This window comes from Mesoflavibacter zeaxanthinifaciens subsp. sabulilitoris, assembly GCF_014191595.1.
Classification (GTDB): Bacteria; Bacteroidota; Bacteroidia; order Flavobacteriales; family Flavobacteriaceae; genus Mesoflavibacter; species Mesoflavibacter zeaxanthinifaciens.
Map to the genome: position 1 here is coordinate 15,562 of NZ_JACHWV010000007.1, position 15,835 is coordinate 31,396.

Consider the following 15,835-nt stretch of genomic DNA (forward strand, 5'->3'; position numbering starts at 1 on the left):
GCTAACTGCTAACTGCTAACTGCTAACTGCTAACTGCTAACTGCTAACTGCTAACTGCTAACTGCTAACTGCTAACTGCTAACTGCTAACTGCTAACTGCTAATTGCTAACTACAGCCACTTTTTACGTTTAAAGTAGTACAACATGGCTAAGAAAATAAGAATCATAACAGCCCAAACTACATGATAACCATACTTGTATTGTAGCTCTGGCATGTTAATAAAGTTCATCCCGTAGATACCAGCAATAAAGGTTAATGGAATAAAAATGGTGGCGATAATGGTTAACACCTTCATGACTTCGTTCATTTTATTGCTAATGGTTGTCATGTACATATCCATTAAACTCCAAATCATTTCGCGATAAATATCTAAGTTTTCTGTAACCTGTATAATATGGTCGTAAACATCTCTAAAAAAGTGTGTTGTCTGTTCTTCAATTAAACTATTTGGGTCTTTTTCTATGCGACCAATAATTTCGCGAAGCGGAAAAATAGCGCGTCGTACTTTTAAAACTTCACGCTTTAAATTTTGTATTTGTTGAGAGATATCTTCTTGAGAAATTCCATTAAAAAGCTCGTCTTCAAGGTCTTCAATTTTATTACCCATAGTTTCTATAATGGCATAATAATGATCTACGATAGCATCTATTAAGGCATACAATAAATAGTCTGCACCTTCTGTACGTATACGTCCTTTTTTGTGTCTTATACGATCTCTTACATTTTCAAAAACATCACCTTCGGCTTCTTGAAAAGTCAATACATAGTTTTTGCCTAGTACAAAACTTACTTGTTCTGATATAATAGTTTCATTATCATCGTAATACATCATTTTTAAAACAATAAAGATGTAACTTTTATACTCGTCAATTTTTGGGCGTTGAGAAGTATTTACAATGTCTTCTAATAGTAATGGATGAAGTTGATAGTAACTACCTATGGTTTCTATCTCGTTTATATTATTTAATCCGTTAAGGTTAACCCATGTTACAGACTCTGTATCTTTAAACACAAACGCTTCTTCTATGTTAGAAAGGTCTTTTTCGTGAATGTCGTTATCGGTATAATCAAAAGAATGAAGGTGTAATTTTACGTCTTCTTTTTTTCCTGTATAAACCAATGCGCCAGGTATTTGACCTAAGTGCTTTTTATAGTTTTGTGTGCGTTTTTTTTGTTTGTTTTTTGCCATAATTAATGGAAATCTCCAAAGTCTTCAATTGCGTCTTTCTGAACTAAAGTTACAGCTTTTTGTAGAATTAAATTGTTTGGATACGTCACTAAATCTCCATTATCTAATCTTAGATGAAGTTGAAACGCACGAATATCTTCAATAATACCTTCTAAAGGCGAATCTTTATCGTGGATTTTTATTTTGTCTCCAACTTTATAAGGAAACGAAAAAAACATGATTATTCCAGAAGTAATGTTACTTAAAATAGACCAAATGGCAAATAAACCAATACCAATAACGGCAAAAACCGAAGAGAAAAGTAGTGTTAAGTTTTCTAGTGTTGCACCAAATATATAAGAAACAAATAGTAAAAATATTAGAATTAGAGTAAAGGTAGAATATCTAGATATTAACCCAATTCTAGCATCATTGATGCTACTTTTTTGTCCTATTTTTTTAATTGAAATTTTTAAAATAGACCTTATTATTAAAAATATAATAAGAAGAACTATTGTTTTTAAAATTTCGTCTTGTAAATGCTCAAACATATATTAAAATTTTGGTAAATATAGATTTTAAACTGAATTGTTAATCTAGTTGCAATGTTTTTCTTAACGGTAAATCCTTATTACTCTTTTGACTCCAATATGCGGTATTTATAGTTTTAAGTTTTGTCGCTTTTGTGGTTAATCCGTCTATAGTTTCTTCCCAACTTGTAATGGTAAAAGGGAAATTGTTTTCAAAATTAATAGTAAGTGTTTTGTTTAATTCTTCAATTGAAAGCTTGTATTTCCCTTCTGAAATTTCCGCGAAAGCGTTATAAGCTTTTAAAGGTTTATGTTTTAAACGAATGTATTCTAAACTTGGAATAATTTTAAAATCGCCAGTAGGAAGGCTTTTTGGATTAATGCGAAGTTGTGTCCAAATTTCGTTCTCTAATACTGCTTTTTCTAAGTTAAAATTTTGATCTGCTTCACCTTCAAAATAAGAATGTGATATAACTTCAAATTGCTCTCTGTTGTTAATTTGTGTGTAAACTTGTCCGCACCATTCTTGTATAGAAGCACTAACTTTTATAGCGTGTTGGTTGTTTGCAACGGGATAAAATGTGCTTTGCATAATGCTGTACGGATAAATACCAGTATTGAATTTTTTAGTGGCATTTAACTTTAAAACGCTTATGTTTTCTGGGTTTTTCTGGTCTGCTTTTACTTGAATATTTGGTAAAAAAGGTTCGGTGACATATACTAAAACAGCTTTTCCGTCACGTAACTCGCCATAACGTGCCTGTTCTATTGTATAGGAAGTGATTTCAGCTTTTCCAGCATACCAATAGTCTTTAAATTGTTGGTTAGGTTTATAGGCTGTCGGTAGTTTTTTTTCTTCTTTTTTAGTTGTAATTTTTTTAGGTGAATCTGTAGTTTGTTTTTGTTCTTTGCAAGCAAAAATAAAAATACAAAAAAGTAGAATTGTGGTTAATTTTAATCGCATGGTTATAAGAAATTGTAGTATAAATTTACAATCTTAAAACTCTTCTGCAATGGTATTTAACGTTTTGTAAACAAGGTGAGTTGGCATACCAACAACGTTAAAAAACGAGCCTTCAATACTGGTTACGCCAATTTGTCCAATCCATTCTTGTATACCATATGCGCCAGCTTTGTCTAAAGGCGAGTAGGTTTTAATGTAATGCCAAATCTCTTCATCTGTAAACGCTTTAAACGTCACTTTTGTAGTTGCATTTACCGTTTTTTGAAAGATTTTTGTACGTACACATACAGATGTAATCACTTCGTGCGTATTATTGCTTAAAGATTTAAGCATTGCAAATGCTTCATCATTGTTTCTAGGTTTGCCTAATGCTACGCCTTTATGCCAAACAATGGTATCGCTGGTTACTAGTATTTCATGTTCTTTAAGTTCGTCTAAAAAAGGTAAAGACTTTAATTGCGCAAGATAGTCGCTAATTTCAAAATGCATTAAGCGATTAGGGTAATCTTCTTTAGTGTCTTTCAATCGGACTTCAAAATCTAATCCTAAATCTCTAAAAAACTGTTGTCTTCTTGGTGATCCAGAAGCTAATATTATATGTCTGTCTTTTAGTTTTTCTTTCAGCATAATTATATGATAAAATAGTACACGACCATAGATAGCATGCCTAATAGCATTACGACTTTTAATAATCTGCTAATCAATTTGAAATCTTTTTTGTTTTCAGCAGAAAACAATTTTATAGCAATATAGATTAAAGGCGCTATCACAGCAATTAAAAAGTAAATAATGGCTATGGTCTGCATATAAAGATACGCATTTAAGTAATAGGCTAATATTAAAATGGAAGCAATAGTTAACCCAAAAGCAATTTTTGCAGCTCTGTTTTTACCTAAGACTATAGGTAAAGTTTTCATCTGCGCGTTGTAATCGCCATCTATATCTTGAATATCTTTTACAATTTCTCTAATAAATGTGATTAAAAATGCAAAAACGGCGTAATCTACAATAACTTCAAACATAGAAGATTGTATAAACTTATTTTGCATGTTTATGGTAGGTAGTAAATCGAAAATACCAACAACAATTAGACTTAATGCTACAAGACCACTTATTACAATGTTACCAACAAGTAGCATTGGTTTTAAAAAGGAAGCATAAATGTAAAGTAGTGCGGCAATGACTACAAAAATGCCAAAAAAGGTACTTCTGTTAACATCGTTAGCTAGGTAAAACCCAGTAACAACGCCAATAAAAGTAAATGCCATATAATAATTATAGGCTTTATCTTTTGCAATGGTTTTTCCTACTATTTGCTTGTTAGGTTTATTAATTGCGTCTGTTTCTACATCAAAAATATCGTTAATAATATAACCGCCAGAAGCGATACATACAGTTGAAATAACCAAAATGATAAATTGAAAAGTACTAAGCGTTGTATCTACATTAAAAGCAGGAAACATAGCATATTTTATAAGCACTTGTACTAACGCAATTAAAATTAAGTTTTTATATCTAATTAGGTTGATAATATTCACTAGTTGTTGGTTTTTTAGTTTTTTGTTATTCTAATTTTGTTGCATTAAAATGTTTGGGCATCAAAATCGCTGTCCCATTTACCTTGAACTTTTAATACTTGTTGTATAACATCTCTTACGCAACCTTCGCCACCTAATTTATGTGATACATAATTACATATGTCTTTAACTTCTGGTACTGCGTCTTGTGGACAAGTAGCTAATCCTACTTGTTTAAGTACTGGGACATCTGGTATATCGTCTCCCATATACAACACGTTTTCTGCATTGATGTTATTATTGCTAATATATTCGTTATACTGAGTTAATTTTTGATGAGCGCCCAAATAAACATCTTTAATACCCAAATGTTGTAAGCGCAATCTAACACCTTCGTTTGTCCCGCCAGATATAATACAAATATTAAATCCATGATTAAGTGCTTGTTTGATTGCATAACCATCTTTAACATTCATATGTCTTATCATTTCGCCAGAAGTAGTTATAGTAACCATTCCGTTAGTTAAAACGCCATCTACATCAAAAATAAAGGTGTTGATTTGGTGTAAGTATTCTTTGTAGCTTTTATCTTCCATTATGTGTTTTTTTTATAGATGAGGTCATTAGTTTATAAATAGCTTCATGATGCTCATTATCTAATAATTTTAAATGTCTTTTTATTGTTTTTTTGTCGTTACGTTTAGCTGGACCAGTTTGTGCCTTGTATGGCGAAACGTCTTGAACTTTTTTACCAGTTTCGGTAATTAATGGTTTTAAAATATCAAATTCTGCACCATGGTGTTCTGTTATTTCATGTGCAACCCTATACAATTGATTAGTGAAATTATTTACAAAAACAGCAGCTAAATGTAAAGCTGGTCTTTGATCAGGATTAACTTTGTAGGTTTGACAACCTAACGCTTCTCCAACAGATTTTAAAAGTTTAAAATCTTGTTTTCTTAATGTTTCTATACAAATTGGTACTGTTGTAAAGTCTAAAGCAACATCTTTACTAAAAGTTTGCAACGGATAGAAAACACCACGATAGTGTTTTTTGTCAATATCATATAAACTAGCACTTCCAGAAGTATGAACAACTAAACGCTTTTCAAAAGGAAGGTTGTTGCTTAAAGTTTCAATTGCATCATCGCTTACGCAAATAATATATAAATCAGCATCAACTAATTCGTTTAAATTATCGGTAATATTAACTTCATTTTTGTATAATGAAATATTGTTTAAAGTACGATTATACCATTGTATAACGCTAATGTTATCAGTAGCAGAAATTGCTTTATATAAATGAGTGGCTACATTTCCTGCGCCAAGCAAAACTATTTTTATCATGGTGTAAAAATAATAAGAAAATATCTATAAAAAACGGACATTAACGTATCTTTGTTATAATGATTAAAGACGATATAAATACACGAGAAGATGTTGCTTTATTAGTAGATCAATTTTACAAAAAAGTAAGAGCAAACGCTATTTTGGGACCAATTTTTAATCAAGCTATTACCAATTGGGATCAACATTTAGATCACTTAACCACGTTTTGGGAAAGTAGCTTGTTTATGGGGAAACCTTTAAAGAAAAAATATACAGGAAACCCATTAGAAGTGCACGTAAAAGTAGATAAAGCAAATAATAATAGTATTACAGAACATCATTTTGGTATTTGGTTAAACCTTTGGTTTGTAACTATAGAACACTTATTTGCAGGTGAAAATGCAGAGTTAGCTAAACGAAGAGCAAGAAAAATGGGTACATTTATCCATCTTAAAATTTTTGAAGCAAGGCAACAAAACAGTTAAACTTTTTAACTATTTAAACTGATTTTAAACCAACAAAAACAACTATCTTTGCACGAGCAAAAAAAGGCTTTACCTATGCAAAATAAATTGGGCAAGATTCTATTCTCAACACGATTAACAGCTATATTATTTATTGTATTTGCCATCGCTATGGCTACTGGTACATTTTTAGATGCCAAAATGGATACATCTCCAACACCTTACACGCGTAATTTAATTTATAATGCATGGTGGTTTGAAGCCATAATGGTACTTTTTGTGGTTAACTTTATAGGTAATATTTCAAGATACAGGTTGTTACGTAAAGAAAAATGGGCAACACTTTTATTACATCTAGCATTTATATTAATTATAGTAGGTGCAGGAATAACAAGATATTACAGTTTTGAAGGTATGATGCCTATACGTGAAGGAGAAACTAGCAACGCATTTCTTTCTCAAAAAACATACATCACAGCATATATTGATGGTGATTATATGATTGATGGCGTACCACAACGTCTACCAATAGAAGAAGAAGTTGATTTTTCTGGTAGAATGAAAAATAGTTTCAATCTAAATACGGCTTATAATAATCAACCGGTAAGTATTGAGTTAGTCGAGTTTATTAAAGGTGCAGAAGAAACAATTATCCCAAATGAAAATGGCGAAAATTATTTAAAAATCGTAGAAGCAGGTCAAGGCGCACCACACAATCATTTCTTAAAAGAAGGCGAAGTACAAAGTATACATAATGTGCTTTTTGCATTAAATAAGCCAACAGATGGTGCTATTAATTTAACAAAGTCTGAAAACGGAATTACAATTAATTCTCCTTTTGATGGCGAATATTTGCAAATGGCAACAATGAGCCAAGGAAAACTTGTTAAAGACAGTATTCAACCATTTATGTTACGTTCGCGTTACATTATTGGAGACATGCAATTTGTAGTTCCAAATCCAATAATTAAAGGAGAAATAGGCGTTGGTAAAAAATCTCAATTATTAAAATTTGATGAAGATGGTGTTATACTAGACGTTACCGCAAACGGAAAAACCAAACGTGTTGGTTTAATTGGTGGACAAGGAACAAACAATCCTTTCAAAAAAATTACGATTGATAATTTAGATATTAACCTAAAATACGGCGCAAAAGTCTACAAATTACCATTTAGTGTAAAGTTGAATGATTTTATCGCTCAAAAATATCCAGGGACACAAAACTCTTATCAAACCTTTGAAAGTAAAGTGACCATTTTTGATAAAGAAGAAGGCGATTTTGATTATCATATTTACATGAACCACGTTTTAGATCATAAAGGTTATCGATTCTTCCAAGCTGGTTTTGATCCAGATGAAAAAGGAACAAAACTTTCTGTAAATCATGATTTTTGGGGAACTTGGGTAACTTACATTGGTTATTTCTTATTATACATAGGTTTGATGGCGATTATGTTTGATAAAAATTCACGTTTTGGAGATTTAAAAAGACTTTTAGAAAAAGTAAAAGCTAAAAAAGCAGAACTTTTAACTATATTTTTCTTGTGTTTCGCTTTAAGCGGAATAGCTCAAAACGACCATGATCACACAGAAGACGATGGTCATGATCATCAAGTTACGGTACCAAAAACACCATCAAAAAGGCAAATAGATTCTATTTTAAAGGCAAATGTAGCACCAAAATCTCACGCCGAAGAATTTGCAAAGTTAGTTTTACAAGATTTAGATGGTCGTATGATGCCTATAGATACCTATGCTTCAGAATTACTTAGAAAATTAAGTAAATACGAAGCTTATGAAGGTATGACTGCCAATCAACTCTTCTTAAGCATTCAAGAAAGTCCGATGTTGTGGTATAACGTGCCAATTATTTATATAAAACCACGTAAAGGAGATTTGATACGTAGTATTATAGGTATTAGTAAAGACCAAAATTATGCTAAGTTATTAGATTTCTTTGGAGACGATTTTAACTACAAATTAGATAGACAATTAGAAGAAGCTTATGAAACGCAAGTAAAAACAGCTATTCAAAAAGAGTTTATAGAGGTTAATAATCGTGTTAATTTATTAAGTAATGCAATAGAAGGTAGATCGTTAAAGATTTTCCCTGTACCTAACGATGATAATAATACTTGGATTTCTCCATTCGAATATAAAAATGAAGGTTATAGTGAGAAAATTCAAGACTCTACCTACGGAAGTTTTATAAACGCCGGATTTGATTGGTATTTATATAGCTTAAATGAAGCTAAAAAAACAGGAGATTTCTCCCAGCCAGAAAAACTATTAAAAGCTTTTAAAACCTCTCAATCTAAAGTAGGAGCCGAGGTAATGCCAAGCGAATCTAAGATAAATGCAGAAATACTTTACAATAAATACGATGTATTTAAAAAATTATTTATTTACTATTTAACAGCAGGAATTTTATTGTTAGCCTTATTAATATGGCAAATTTTTAAAATAGATAGCAAATGGTTAAAGACAAGTATTAAAGTATTTAAAGTCGTAATAATAATACTTTTTGTTATCCATACACTAGGCTTAATTGCAAGATGGTATATTTCTGGACATGCACCATGGAGTAATGGTTACGAGTCTATGATTTATGTGGCTTGGGCAACCATGTTTTTTGGTTTAGGATTTGGAAGAAAAAGCGAGCTAACTATTGCAGCAACTTCCTTTGTAGTTTCAATATTATTAATGGTAGCGCATCTAAGTTGGATGGATCCTGCAATAGCAAACTTACAACCGGTATTAAATAGTTATTGGTTAAAAATACATGTAGCAGTCATTGTTGCTAGTTATGGTCCGTTTACGCTAGGCTTTATAATTGGTTTAGTAAGTTTATTCTTAATGGCATTTACTAATAAAAATAATAAAACCAAGCTAGATTTAAGTATTAAAGAATTAACTTATATAAATGAAATGGCTTTAACCGTTGGTCTAATAATGCTTACTATTGGTAACTTTTTAGGCGGTCAATGGGCTAATGAAAGTTGGGGAAGATATTGGGGATGGGACCCAAAAGAAACCTGGGCTTTAATAAGTATAATGATATATGCATTTGTAATACATATGCGATTAATACCTGGCTTAAGAGGAAGATGGACATTTAATTTATGGTCTGTAGTTTCTATTGGAAGTATTATTTTTACTTATTTTGGTGTAAACTTCTATTTATCCGGATTACATTCTTATCAATCTGGACAAGATATTAGCTTAATTTATATTGGTGTATCAGCTATTTTAATTGCAATTTTAGGTGTTTTCTCTTACAGAAAATATATCAAGTTTTATAAAAAGTAAGTTTTTAATTACTATCTAAGAAAATATTGACTAACTTGATACAAATTATAAATTGTTAATTTTTAGTGGAATATATTAAAAAGTTAGGTTGGGCTAACATATTTATGTTAATTCTTTGTCTAGCAATCATTATAGTAGCCGAATACTTGTTTCTTAACGGATATCAACTTCATGGAATATTTATTGGGCTTTGGGCACCAATGCTTATTGGTATATTGATTTTTATAAAGCTTATAAACGATGGGAAATAATATTGTATTTTGGTTTTCTATTATAGTATTTATTTTAGTGGTTTTATGGGCTTTTTTCATGCTAAGAGCTTATAATAAAATCCGAAAAAAATAACTTCACGTTAAATATTTAGATGAAATTTTTAAAAGAATTTAAGGAGTTTGCCGTAAAAGGCAATATGATGGATATGGCTGTAGGTATTATTATTGGTGCCTCATTTAATAAAGTGATAGATGTTTTAGTGAAAAAAATATTTATGCCACCATTGTCACTAATGACAGATGGATTAAACTATCAAGATAAACGATATGTGTTAAGAGAAGCTATTACCAATAAAAATGGAGAAGTAACTACACAGGAAGTTGCTATTTATTACGGCGAGTTATTTGAAGCTTTTTTAGATTTTCTAATCGTTGGACTAACTGTCTTTTTAGTTGTTAAAGCAATGAATAGGTTAAGAGCCAAGTCTCATGATACAAAAGATAAAACTGTAACAACACCAAAAGACATAGAGTTGCTTAGCAAACTTTCAGATTTAATGGAAGAACAAAACAAACTCCTTAAATCTAAAGCAGATATAAGTTCAAAATAAATAAGCCTGTTTTAAACAGGCTTTATGTTATAGTTTAATAAGGTTTTTATCTAAATTAAGATCATCTAAAATTTTATTTGTAAAACTATAATGACCTTTTGTCGTAATAATTTTAAATCGGCTGTTTTTCATTCTTGAAACTACATCAATCAAACGCCATTTGGTTTTTAAAAGATTAGGTTTTTTACTTTTAATACCAAGCTCAAAATAATATTTCCTACTTCGTTTAAAAGCAGTTATATCTGGTGTGACCGTGACCTCTCCATTCTTTTTGGTAAAAGAATTTGGCGTATCATAACCATCAAGGTCTGCTTTAATGTTTTCAAAACCTAAATATTCTAGGTGTTTAATAGATTGTTCTAAAATGTCCGTATGTTCTTGCTTATCAATTGTTACCATAACCCATAGTATACAAAAAGTAGATGTTTTTTTAGGTTAAAGAAGTGTTAAAACCAGTATAAAGTCAGTTTATAAATCTATAATTATCAATGTTAAAGATGCATATTTTTGTATTTTAGTTTTTTAAAAATTGCAATATAAAATGAAACATAAAAACTTAGGGTTAAACACTATTTGTTCTCACGTCGGAGAAGTAGAAGATAAACAATTTAAAGGCGCAGTTTCGCCTATATTCTTATCTTCTTCATATGAGTTTATGGATGTAGAAGTAAAACGCTATCCAAGATATTTTAATACACCAAACCAAGAATATTTATCCAAAAAAATAGCAGCTTTAGAGCATACAGAAGCAGCAATGATATTTGGTTCTGGTATGGCAGCTATTAGTCATATGTTTTTAGCATTTTTAAAAGCAGGAGATCATATTGTGGTACAAAACACAATTTATGGAGGCACAACAAATTTTATAAGAGAAGAATTTCCTAAGTTAAATATAGAATTTACTTTTACAGATGGTTATCAAGTAGAAGACTTTGAAGCAGCAATACAACCAAACACGAAGTTAATTCATATAGAAACACCTTCAAATCCATTATTAACAATTACAGATATTAAAGCTATAGCCAAATTAGGGAAAGAAAAAGGTATTGTTACTAGTATTGATAACACATTTGCAAGTCCTGTAAATCAAAATCCAGCAGATTTTGGTATCGATTTAATTATGCACTCTGCAACTAAATATTTTGGTGGACATAGTGATATTTGTGCAGGCGCAGTAGCAGGAAGCAAAATACACATGGATCGTATATGGAATGTCTCTAAAAACCTTGGTGGTAGTCTTAGTGACTTTACGGTTTGGATGTTAGAACGTAGTATGAAAACCATGGGACTACGTGTTAAAGCACAATCTAAAAACGCTTTAAAAATGGCTAAATGGTTAAATAAGTTAGATGAAGTTAAACAGGTTTATTATCCTGGTTTAAAAGATCATCCTGAGCATAAATTGGCAAAGTCACAAATGAAAGATTTTGGAGGTATGTTATCTTTTGAATTGAAAGATCATTTAGACGCAGAAGCTTTTCAAAAAGCATTACAATTAATTAAACCATCAATGAGTCTTGCTGGTGTAGAAAGCACTATGTTATCTCCAGCGCAAACATCACACTCTTTACTAACACCAGAGCAGAGGAAGCAATTGGGTATTAGTGATGGATTAATACGCTTTTCTGTAGGGATAGAAAATACTAAAGATCTAAAAGCAGACATAAAACAAGCTTTAAAAAATATCAAAAAGTAACATTTTGAAATCTGCTAAAGGACATACAAATAATTATAACTTTGAAGTTTTAATAGATAACTACCCTAAACTTCAACCATTTGTTTTTAAAAATAAGTACGGTAATTTAACTATAAATTTTTCTGATGCTAAAGCAGTTAGAACATTAAATACTGCAATCTTAAAAGCAGATTACGGTATTAATTATTGGCAATTTGATGACAATAATCTAACACCTCCAATACCAAGTCGTGTTGCATATATTCATCTTTTAAAAGATTTATTACTAAGTAGTAATTTAGATGGAAACATAAAGGTTTTAGATATTGGTACTGGCGCAAATTGTATTTATCCGTTACTTGGTCAATCAATTTATAATTGGCAGTTTGTTGGCTCAGATGTAAATAGAAGTTCGATAAAACAAGCTGAAAAAATTATAGCTAAAAACCAATTAGAGGATGAGGTATCAGTAAGATTTCAGAGTAATCCTAATCAAATATTTCAAGGTATTTTGACTAAAACAGATACCTTCACCTTAACTATGTGTAATCCGCCTTTTTACAAAGATGAAACTGAAGCAAATTCAGCCACATTAAAAAAGTTAAAAGGATTAAATCAAGACACAAATAGTATAAACAGAAACTTTTCTGGAATATCAAATGAATTGTGGTATAAAGGTGGAGAAAAAGCATTTTTACACAATTATTTATATGAAAGTAGCTTGTTTAAAAATAAGTGCTTTTGGTATACAACATTAGTTGCTAATAAAGACAATATAAAATCGATGTATGCGTCTTTAGATAAATTAGGGGCAAAAATTATAAAAACTTTACCAATTAATATTGGTCAAAAAAAGAGTAGAGTAGTAGCTTGGACTTTTTTAAATAAAGACCAACAAAAACAGTGGAATAAATAACATAATGAAAGTAGATATATTAGCATTTGGGGCACATCCAGATGACGTAGAGTTAGGCGCAGGAGCAACCATAGCAAAAGAAGTAGCAAATGGTAAAACAGTAGTTATAGTAGATTTAACTAAAGGAGAACTTGGTACACGTGGTACAGAACACACACGTAAAGCAGAAGCCGAAGACGCAAAAAATATACTAGGTGTCGCAGCAAGAGAAAATTTAGACTTTGCCGATGGTTTTTTTACTAATGATAAGCAACACCAGTTAGAAGTCATTAAAATGATACGCAAATATCAACCGGAAATAGTGTTGTGTAATGCTATAGATGATAGACATATTGATCATGGTAAAGCTAGTAAACTTGTTAGTGATGCGTGTTTTTTAAGTGGATTATTAAAAATTGAAACAGAAATAGAAGGAAAGCCACAAGAAAAATGGAGACCCAAACAGGTTTACCATTACATACAATGGAAGCATATAGAACCAGATTTTGTTGTAGACGTTTCAGATTTTATTGATATAAAAATGAAAAGTGTCTTAGCTTATAAAACACAATTTTATAATCCAGACAGTAATGAGCCTCAAACACCAATTTCTAGTAAAAATTTTACAGATAGTATTATTTATAGAGCAAGAGATTTAGGGCGTTTAATTAATAGTGAATACGCAGAAGGTTTTACAGTTGAGCGGTTTGCAGCAGTAAATAGTCTTTTTGATTTAAAATAGTATAAAAATTATTTAAAAATCTTTTGTGATATTTAGTAAATAAACTACATTTGCACACGCATTTTAATATGCGTTATACACGGTGGTTGTAGCTCAGTTGGTTAGAGCGCCTGATTGTGGTTCAGGAGGTCGTCGGTTCGAGACCGATCTTCCACCCAAAAAGTAAAAGCCTTTCAGAAATGAAAGGCTTTTTTTGTAAACTTTATTTAAAAAACTTTTCTTTTAATAATTTATAACCATTCCAATTACAAGTATCATCTTTTCTTACTATACTTTTATCGTTATTTAACTTAAACGTGTAAGAGTTTACTGTTGTGCAGCCTCTTTTTGTGTTGTTTATATTTATTAATTGTGTTTCAAATTCAATTAAATAGTCAATTTCTGTTGGTTTTATGATTGTCGATTTTTTAATATCGTTGCTTAAAAGTGTAGCTGTAAGAGTTTTGTCTAAATATTTAAATTCTAAAGTTTCTGAATGTTGATTAAAACAACCATAGGATTGATAAGTTATACTTAATTGATCTCCTTCTTTTAAGTTTTTAAAAAAAAGGGATTGATTTTCTTCTTGTTTAATAGTCTTTAAGACTAAAGAAGCTGATGTATAATATATGTTTGTATAAGAAAAAAGGATACTAAATAAGAGTAAGAATTTCATTTTAATAAATTTTTAATTACTCTAAATAAAAAATAATCTACCTTTTATTAAAAGCGTAATGAGTAAACGTTACGTTTTAATGAGTAAAAGATAGATTATTAATGGTAAAAGTTATTTTACTTAGCAGTAGTTATATTTATTCTGCTTTATCTACAACTATTCTTTGGTCACGGTTAGCTAATTCCCAAGCTGTATAAAATACTAAACGCGCTCTATTTTCTAATAGATCATAATTAATTTTTTCTACAGTATCGCTTGGTCTATGGTAATCATCATGTGTACCATTAAAATAGAATATAACCGGAATATTGTTTTTTGCAAAGTTGTAATGGTCACTTCTGTAGTAAAAACGGTTTGGATCGTTTTCATCATTATAAGTGTAATCTAATTCTATATTAGTGTACTTACTGTTTACTTCTTCAGAAATATTATGTAATTCTGTACTTAGCTTATCGCTACCTATTAAGTAAACATAATTTCTGTCACCTTCACGTTTTGGGTCAATACGCCCAATCATATCTATATTTAAATCTGCAACGGTTTGATCTAAAGGAAAAATAGGATCTATATCTGTATAATAGCTACTACCTAATAAGCCTTTTTCTTCTCCTGTAACATTTAAAAATACAATAGAACGTTTTGGTCCGTGACCATCTTTTTTAGCTTTAGCAAAAGCTTCGGCTATTTCTAAAACTGCAACAGTACCAGAACCATCATCGTCTGCACCGTTATTAATTTCGCCATCATGATTACCAATATGGTCTAAATGTGCAGAGATTACAATGTACTCGTTTGGTTTTTCTGTACCTTCAATAAACGCAACAACGTTGTTTCCGTTTAAAGCTTCAGATTTGTTAGTGTAATCTATAGCAATATTTGTATTGTAAGTTTTGTTAGTAAACGCATTGTCTATTGCTGTGTCTGTATTTAAAATAGCTTTTGCAGCTGCATTATTTAATAACATATAATACATATTATTGTCATTACCACTTAATACCATACGACCGCTAGAACTACCGTAACGTCTTGCAGCCATACCAAAAATATTTGGGTTGTAGTATAGTACTGCTTTAGCGCCTTTTTCTTTAGCAATATCACGTTTTGTAGCAAATTCTTGTCTTAGGTTAGACCATTTAGTAGCTTCTTCTGTACCAGAGATTAGGTAAGTGCCATCTTCGTTTTTAGGTTCTCCAGAACGTATAAAAACGACTTTACCAGAAACATCTATATTTTTATAATTAGAGTAATTGTCGGCCTCTATACCATAACCTAAATCAATAACTTGGTTTGCAGAAAATTGACTTGTTGGCATTGCTGTGATAGATACAATGTCTTCTAAGTTTTTTAAAGCGGTACCATTAGCAGTTAAGGTTACATCCGGAGCTGCTAGTTTTTCTAGTGGTACTTTTTGAAAATAATCATTGTTTCCTTTGGCAGCAGGAACACCATAAGTCATGTAGTGGGCTTTTAAAAAGTTTACTGCTTTTTCTTCACCTTCTGTACCTGTTTCTCGTCCATTAAATTCATCTGATGCATATTCATAAAGAAGAGTTTTTAACTCGGCTTCAGTAATTGTTTCGGCATAAGTTGTTGGACTAACTTCTTTTTGAGTTGTTTTTTGTTCTGCTTGTTTTTGTTGACTACCACAAGCAGCAAGTAGTAAGCTAAAGCTAGCAATAGATAATAATGATTTCATATGTATTTGTTTTAAGAGCTATAATTGCCTCTCAAAAATAACACAAAATTCTAGTTTGAAGGTCTAA

At 30.7% G+C, this 15,835-nt stretch carries 16 protein-coding genes and 1 tRNA gene; 7 read left to right on the plus strand and 10 right to left on the minus strand.

What is annotated here, in order from left to right:
• Positions 1–110: 110 nt before the first annotated feature.
• From corA to FHS04_RS11140, 7 genes are read right to left on the minus strand one after another with little or no spacing between them, the layout of a single operon-like run.
• On the minus strand, positions 111–1,190 hold the full coding sequence (gene corA, locus FHS04_RS11110) for a magnesium/cobalt transporter CorA (protein ID WP_106678724.1): 1,080 nt from the start codon (positions 1,188–1,190) through the stop codon (positions 111–113).
• A 2-nt stretch (positions 1,191–1,192) separates the two neighbouring features.
• Positions 1,193–1,720 carry a mechanosensitive ion channel domain-containing protein gene (locus tag FHS04_RS11115; protein ID WP_106678722.1) on the minus strand — a complete coding sequence of 176 codons (528 nt, stop codon included), beginning with the start codon at positions 1,718–1,720 and terminating at the stop codon, positions 1,193–1,195.
• 40 nt (positions 1,721–1,760) lie between these two features.
• Positions 1,761–2,663 (minus strand): septum formation inhibitor Maf, encoded by a 903-nt coding sequence (locus FHS04_RS11120; RefSeq protein WP_106678720.1) that lies wholly within the window; start codon positions 2,661–2,663, stop codon positions 1,761–1,763.
• Positions 2,664–2,696: 33 nt separating this feature from the next.
• Positions 2,697–3,290: a Maf family nucleotide pyrophosphatase gene (locus FHS04_RS11125; protein WP_106678718.1), complete on the minus strand. Its 594-nt coding sequence runs from the start codon at positions 3,288–3,290 to the stop codon at positions 2,697–2,699.
• Between the two features lie 2 nt (positions 3,291–3,292).
• Entirely contained in the window at positions 3,293–4,201 is a 909-nt protein-coding gene (locus FHS04_RS11130) for a geranylgeranylglycerol-phosphate geranylgeranyltransferase (RefSeq protein ID WP_106678716.1), read from the minus strand.
• Between the two features lie 44 nt (positions 4,202–4,245).
• The gene (locus FHS04_RS11135; RefSeq protein WP_106678714.1) at positions 4,246–4,776 is read right to left on the minus strand and encodes a KdsC family phosphatase; all 531 of its coding nucleotides are present in this window, start codon (positions 4,774–4,776) and stop codon (positions 4,246–4,248) included.
• Entirely contained in the window at positions 4,766–5,527 is a 762-nt protein-coding gene (locus tag FHS04_RS11140; protein WP_106678712.1) for a Rossmann-like and DUF2520 domain-containing protein, read from the minus strand. The genes FHS04_RS11135 and FHS04_RS11140 overlap by 11 nt, the downstream gene beginning before the upstream one ends.
• Positions 5,528–5,586: 59 nt before the next feature.
• On the opposite strand from FHS04_RS11140, the gene FHS04_RS11145 reads away from it, so the two are divergent.
• The 3 genes from FHS04_RS11145 to mscL all read left to right on the plus strand — a co-directional run bounded on the left by FHS04_RS11145 (position 5,587) and on the right by mscL (position 10,105).
• Positions 5,587–5,994 carry a group III truncated hemoglobin gene (locus tag FHS04_RS11145; RefSeq protein ID WP_106678710.1) on the plus strand — a complete coding sequence of 136 codons (408 nt, stop codon included), beginning with the start codon at positions 5,587–5,589 and terminating at the stop codon, positions 5,992–5,994.
• A gap of 75 nt (positions 5,995–6,069) precedes the next feature.
• Complete coding sequence (gene ccsA / locus FHS04_RS11150) at positions 6,070–9,282, plus strand: cytochrome c biogenesis protein CcsA (RefSeq protein WP_106678708.1); 3,213 nt, start codon at positions 6,070–6,072, stop codon at positions 9,280–9,282.
• A 364-nt stretch (positions 9,283–9,646) separates the two neighbouring features.
• Complete coding sequence (gene mscL / locus FHS04_RS11155) at positions 9,647–10,105, plus strand: large conductance mechanosensitive channel protein MscL (protein ID WP_106678704.1); 459 nt, start codon at positions 9,647–9,649, stop codon at positions 10,103–10,105.
• Between the two features lie 27 nt (positions 10,106–10,132).
• Here the strand turns inward: mscL and FHS04_RS11160 are convergent, their stop codons facing one another.
• Entirely contained in the window at positions 10,133–10,504 is a 372-nt protein-coding gene (locus FHS04_RS11160) for a hypothetical protein (protein ID WP_027879720.1), read from the minus strand.
• Between the two features lie 142 nt (positions 10,505–10,646).
• On the opposite strand from FHS04_RS11160, the gene FHS04_RS11165 reads away from it, so the two are divergent.
• From FHS04_RS11165 to FHS04_RS11180, 4 genes are all read left to right on the plus strand, one after another.
• Positions 10,647–11,801, plus strand: coding sequence for a trans-sulfuration enzyme family protein (locus FHS04_RS11165; RefSeq protein ID WP_106678702.1), 1,155 nt, complete (start codon positions 10,647–10,649; stop codon positions 11,799–11,801).
• A gap of 4 nt (positions 11,802–11,805) precedes the next feature.
• The gene (rlmF, locus tag FHS04_RS11170) at positions 11,806–12,696 is read left to right on the plus strand and encodes a 23S rRNA (adenine(1618)-N(6))-methyltransferase RlmF (RefSeq protein ID WP_106678700.1); all 891 of its coding nucleotides are present in this window, start codon (positions 11,806–11,808) and stop codon (positions 12,694–12,696) included.
• Positions 12,697–12,700: 4 nt separating this feature from the next.
• On the plus strand, positions 12,701–13,417 hold the full coding sequence (gene bshB1 / locus FHS04_RS11175; RefSeq protein WP_106678698.1) for a bacillithiol biosynthesis deacetylase BshB1: 717 nt from the start codon (positions 12,701–12,703) through the stop codon (positions 13,415–13,417).
• An 81-nt stretch (positions 13,418–13,498) separates the two neighbouring features.
• A tRNA-His gene (locus FHS04_RS11180) sits at positions 13,499–13,574 on the plus strand.
• Positions 13,575–13,619: 45 nt separating this feature from the next.
• Here FHS04_RS11180 and FHS04_RS11185 read toward each other — a convergent pair.
• Both FHS04_RS11185 and FHS04_RS11190 read right to left on the minus strand, forming a co-directional pair.
• Positions 13,620–14,072, minus strand: a complete 453-nt coding sequence (locus tag FHS04_RS11185) for a hypothetical protein (RefSeq protein ID WP_106678696.1) — start codon at positions 14,070–14,072, stop codon at positions 13,620–13,622.
• A 136-nt stretch (positions 14,073–14,208) separates the two neighbouring features.
• Positions 14,209–15,768: a M28 family metallopeptidase gene (locus FHS04_RS11190; RefSeq protein ID WP_106678694.1), complete on the minus strand. Its 1,560-nt coding sequence runs from the start codon at positions 15,766–15,768 to the stop codon at positions 14,209–14,211.
• Positions 15,769–15,835 lie beyond the last annotated feature (67 nt).

What these genes read in the sequence shown, in the direction of transcription:
- corA (WP_106678724.1), bottom strand. Translation starts at nt 1,190, where the DNA reads ATGGCAAAAAACAAACAAAAAAAACGCACACAAAACTATAAAAAGCAC.
- FHS04_RS11115 (WP_106678722.1), bottom strand. Translation starts at nt 1,720, where the DNA reads ATGTTTGAGCATTTACAAGACGAAATTTTAAAAACAATAGTTCTTCTT.
- FHS04_RS11120 (WP_106678720.1), bottom strand. Translation starts at nt 2,663, where the DNA reads ATGCGATTAAAATTAACCACAATTCTACTTTTTTGTATTTTTATTTTT.
- FHS04_RS11125 (WP_106678718.1), bottom strand. Translation starts at nt 3,290, where the DNA reads ATGCTGAAAGAAAAACTAAAAGACAGACATATAATATTAGCTTCTGGA.
- FHS04_RS11135 (WP_106678714.1), bottom strand. Translation starts at nt 4,776, where the DNA reads ATGGAAGATAAAAGCTACAAAGAATACTTACACCAAATCAACACCTTT.
- FHS04_RS11140 (WP_106678712.1), bottom strand. Translation starts at nt 5,527, where the DNA reads ATGATAAAAATAGTTTTGCTTGGCGCAGGAAATGTAGCCACTCATTTA.
- FHS04_RS11145 (WP_106678710.1), top strand. Translation starts at nt 5,587, where the DNA reads ATGATTAAAGACGATATAAATACACGAGAAGATGTTGCTTTATTAGTA.
- ccsA (WP_106678708.1), top strand. Translation starts at nt 6,070, where the DNA reads ATGCAAAATAAATTGGGCAAGATTCTATTCTCAACACGATTAACAGCT.
- mscL (WP_106678704.1), top strand. Translation starts at nt 9,647, where the DNA reads ATGAAATTTTTAAAAGAATTTAAGGAGTTTGCCGTAAAAGGCAATATG.
- FHS04_RS11160 (WP_027879720.1), bottom strand. Translation starts at nt 10,504, where the DNA reads ATGGTAACAATTGATAAGCAAGAACATACGGACATTTTAGAACAATCT.
- FHS04_RS11165 (WP_106678702.1), top strand. Translation starts at nt 10,647, where the DNA reads ATGAAACATAAAAACTTAGGGTTAAACACTATTTGTTCTCACGTCGGA.
- bshB1 (WP_106678698.1), top strand. Translation starts at nt 12,701, where the DNA reads ATGAAAGTAGATATATTAGCATTTGGGGCACATCCAGATGACGTAGAG.
- FHS04_RS11185 (WP_106678696.1), bottom strand. Translation starts at nt 14,072, where the DNA reads ATGAAATTCTTACTCTTATTTAGTATCCTTTTTTCTTATACAAACATA.
- FHS04_RS11190 (WP_106678694.1), bottom strand. Translation starts at nt 15,768, where the DNA reads ATGAAATCATTATTATCTATTGCTAGCTTTAGCTTACTACTTGCTGCT.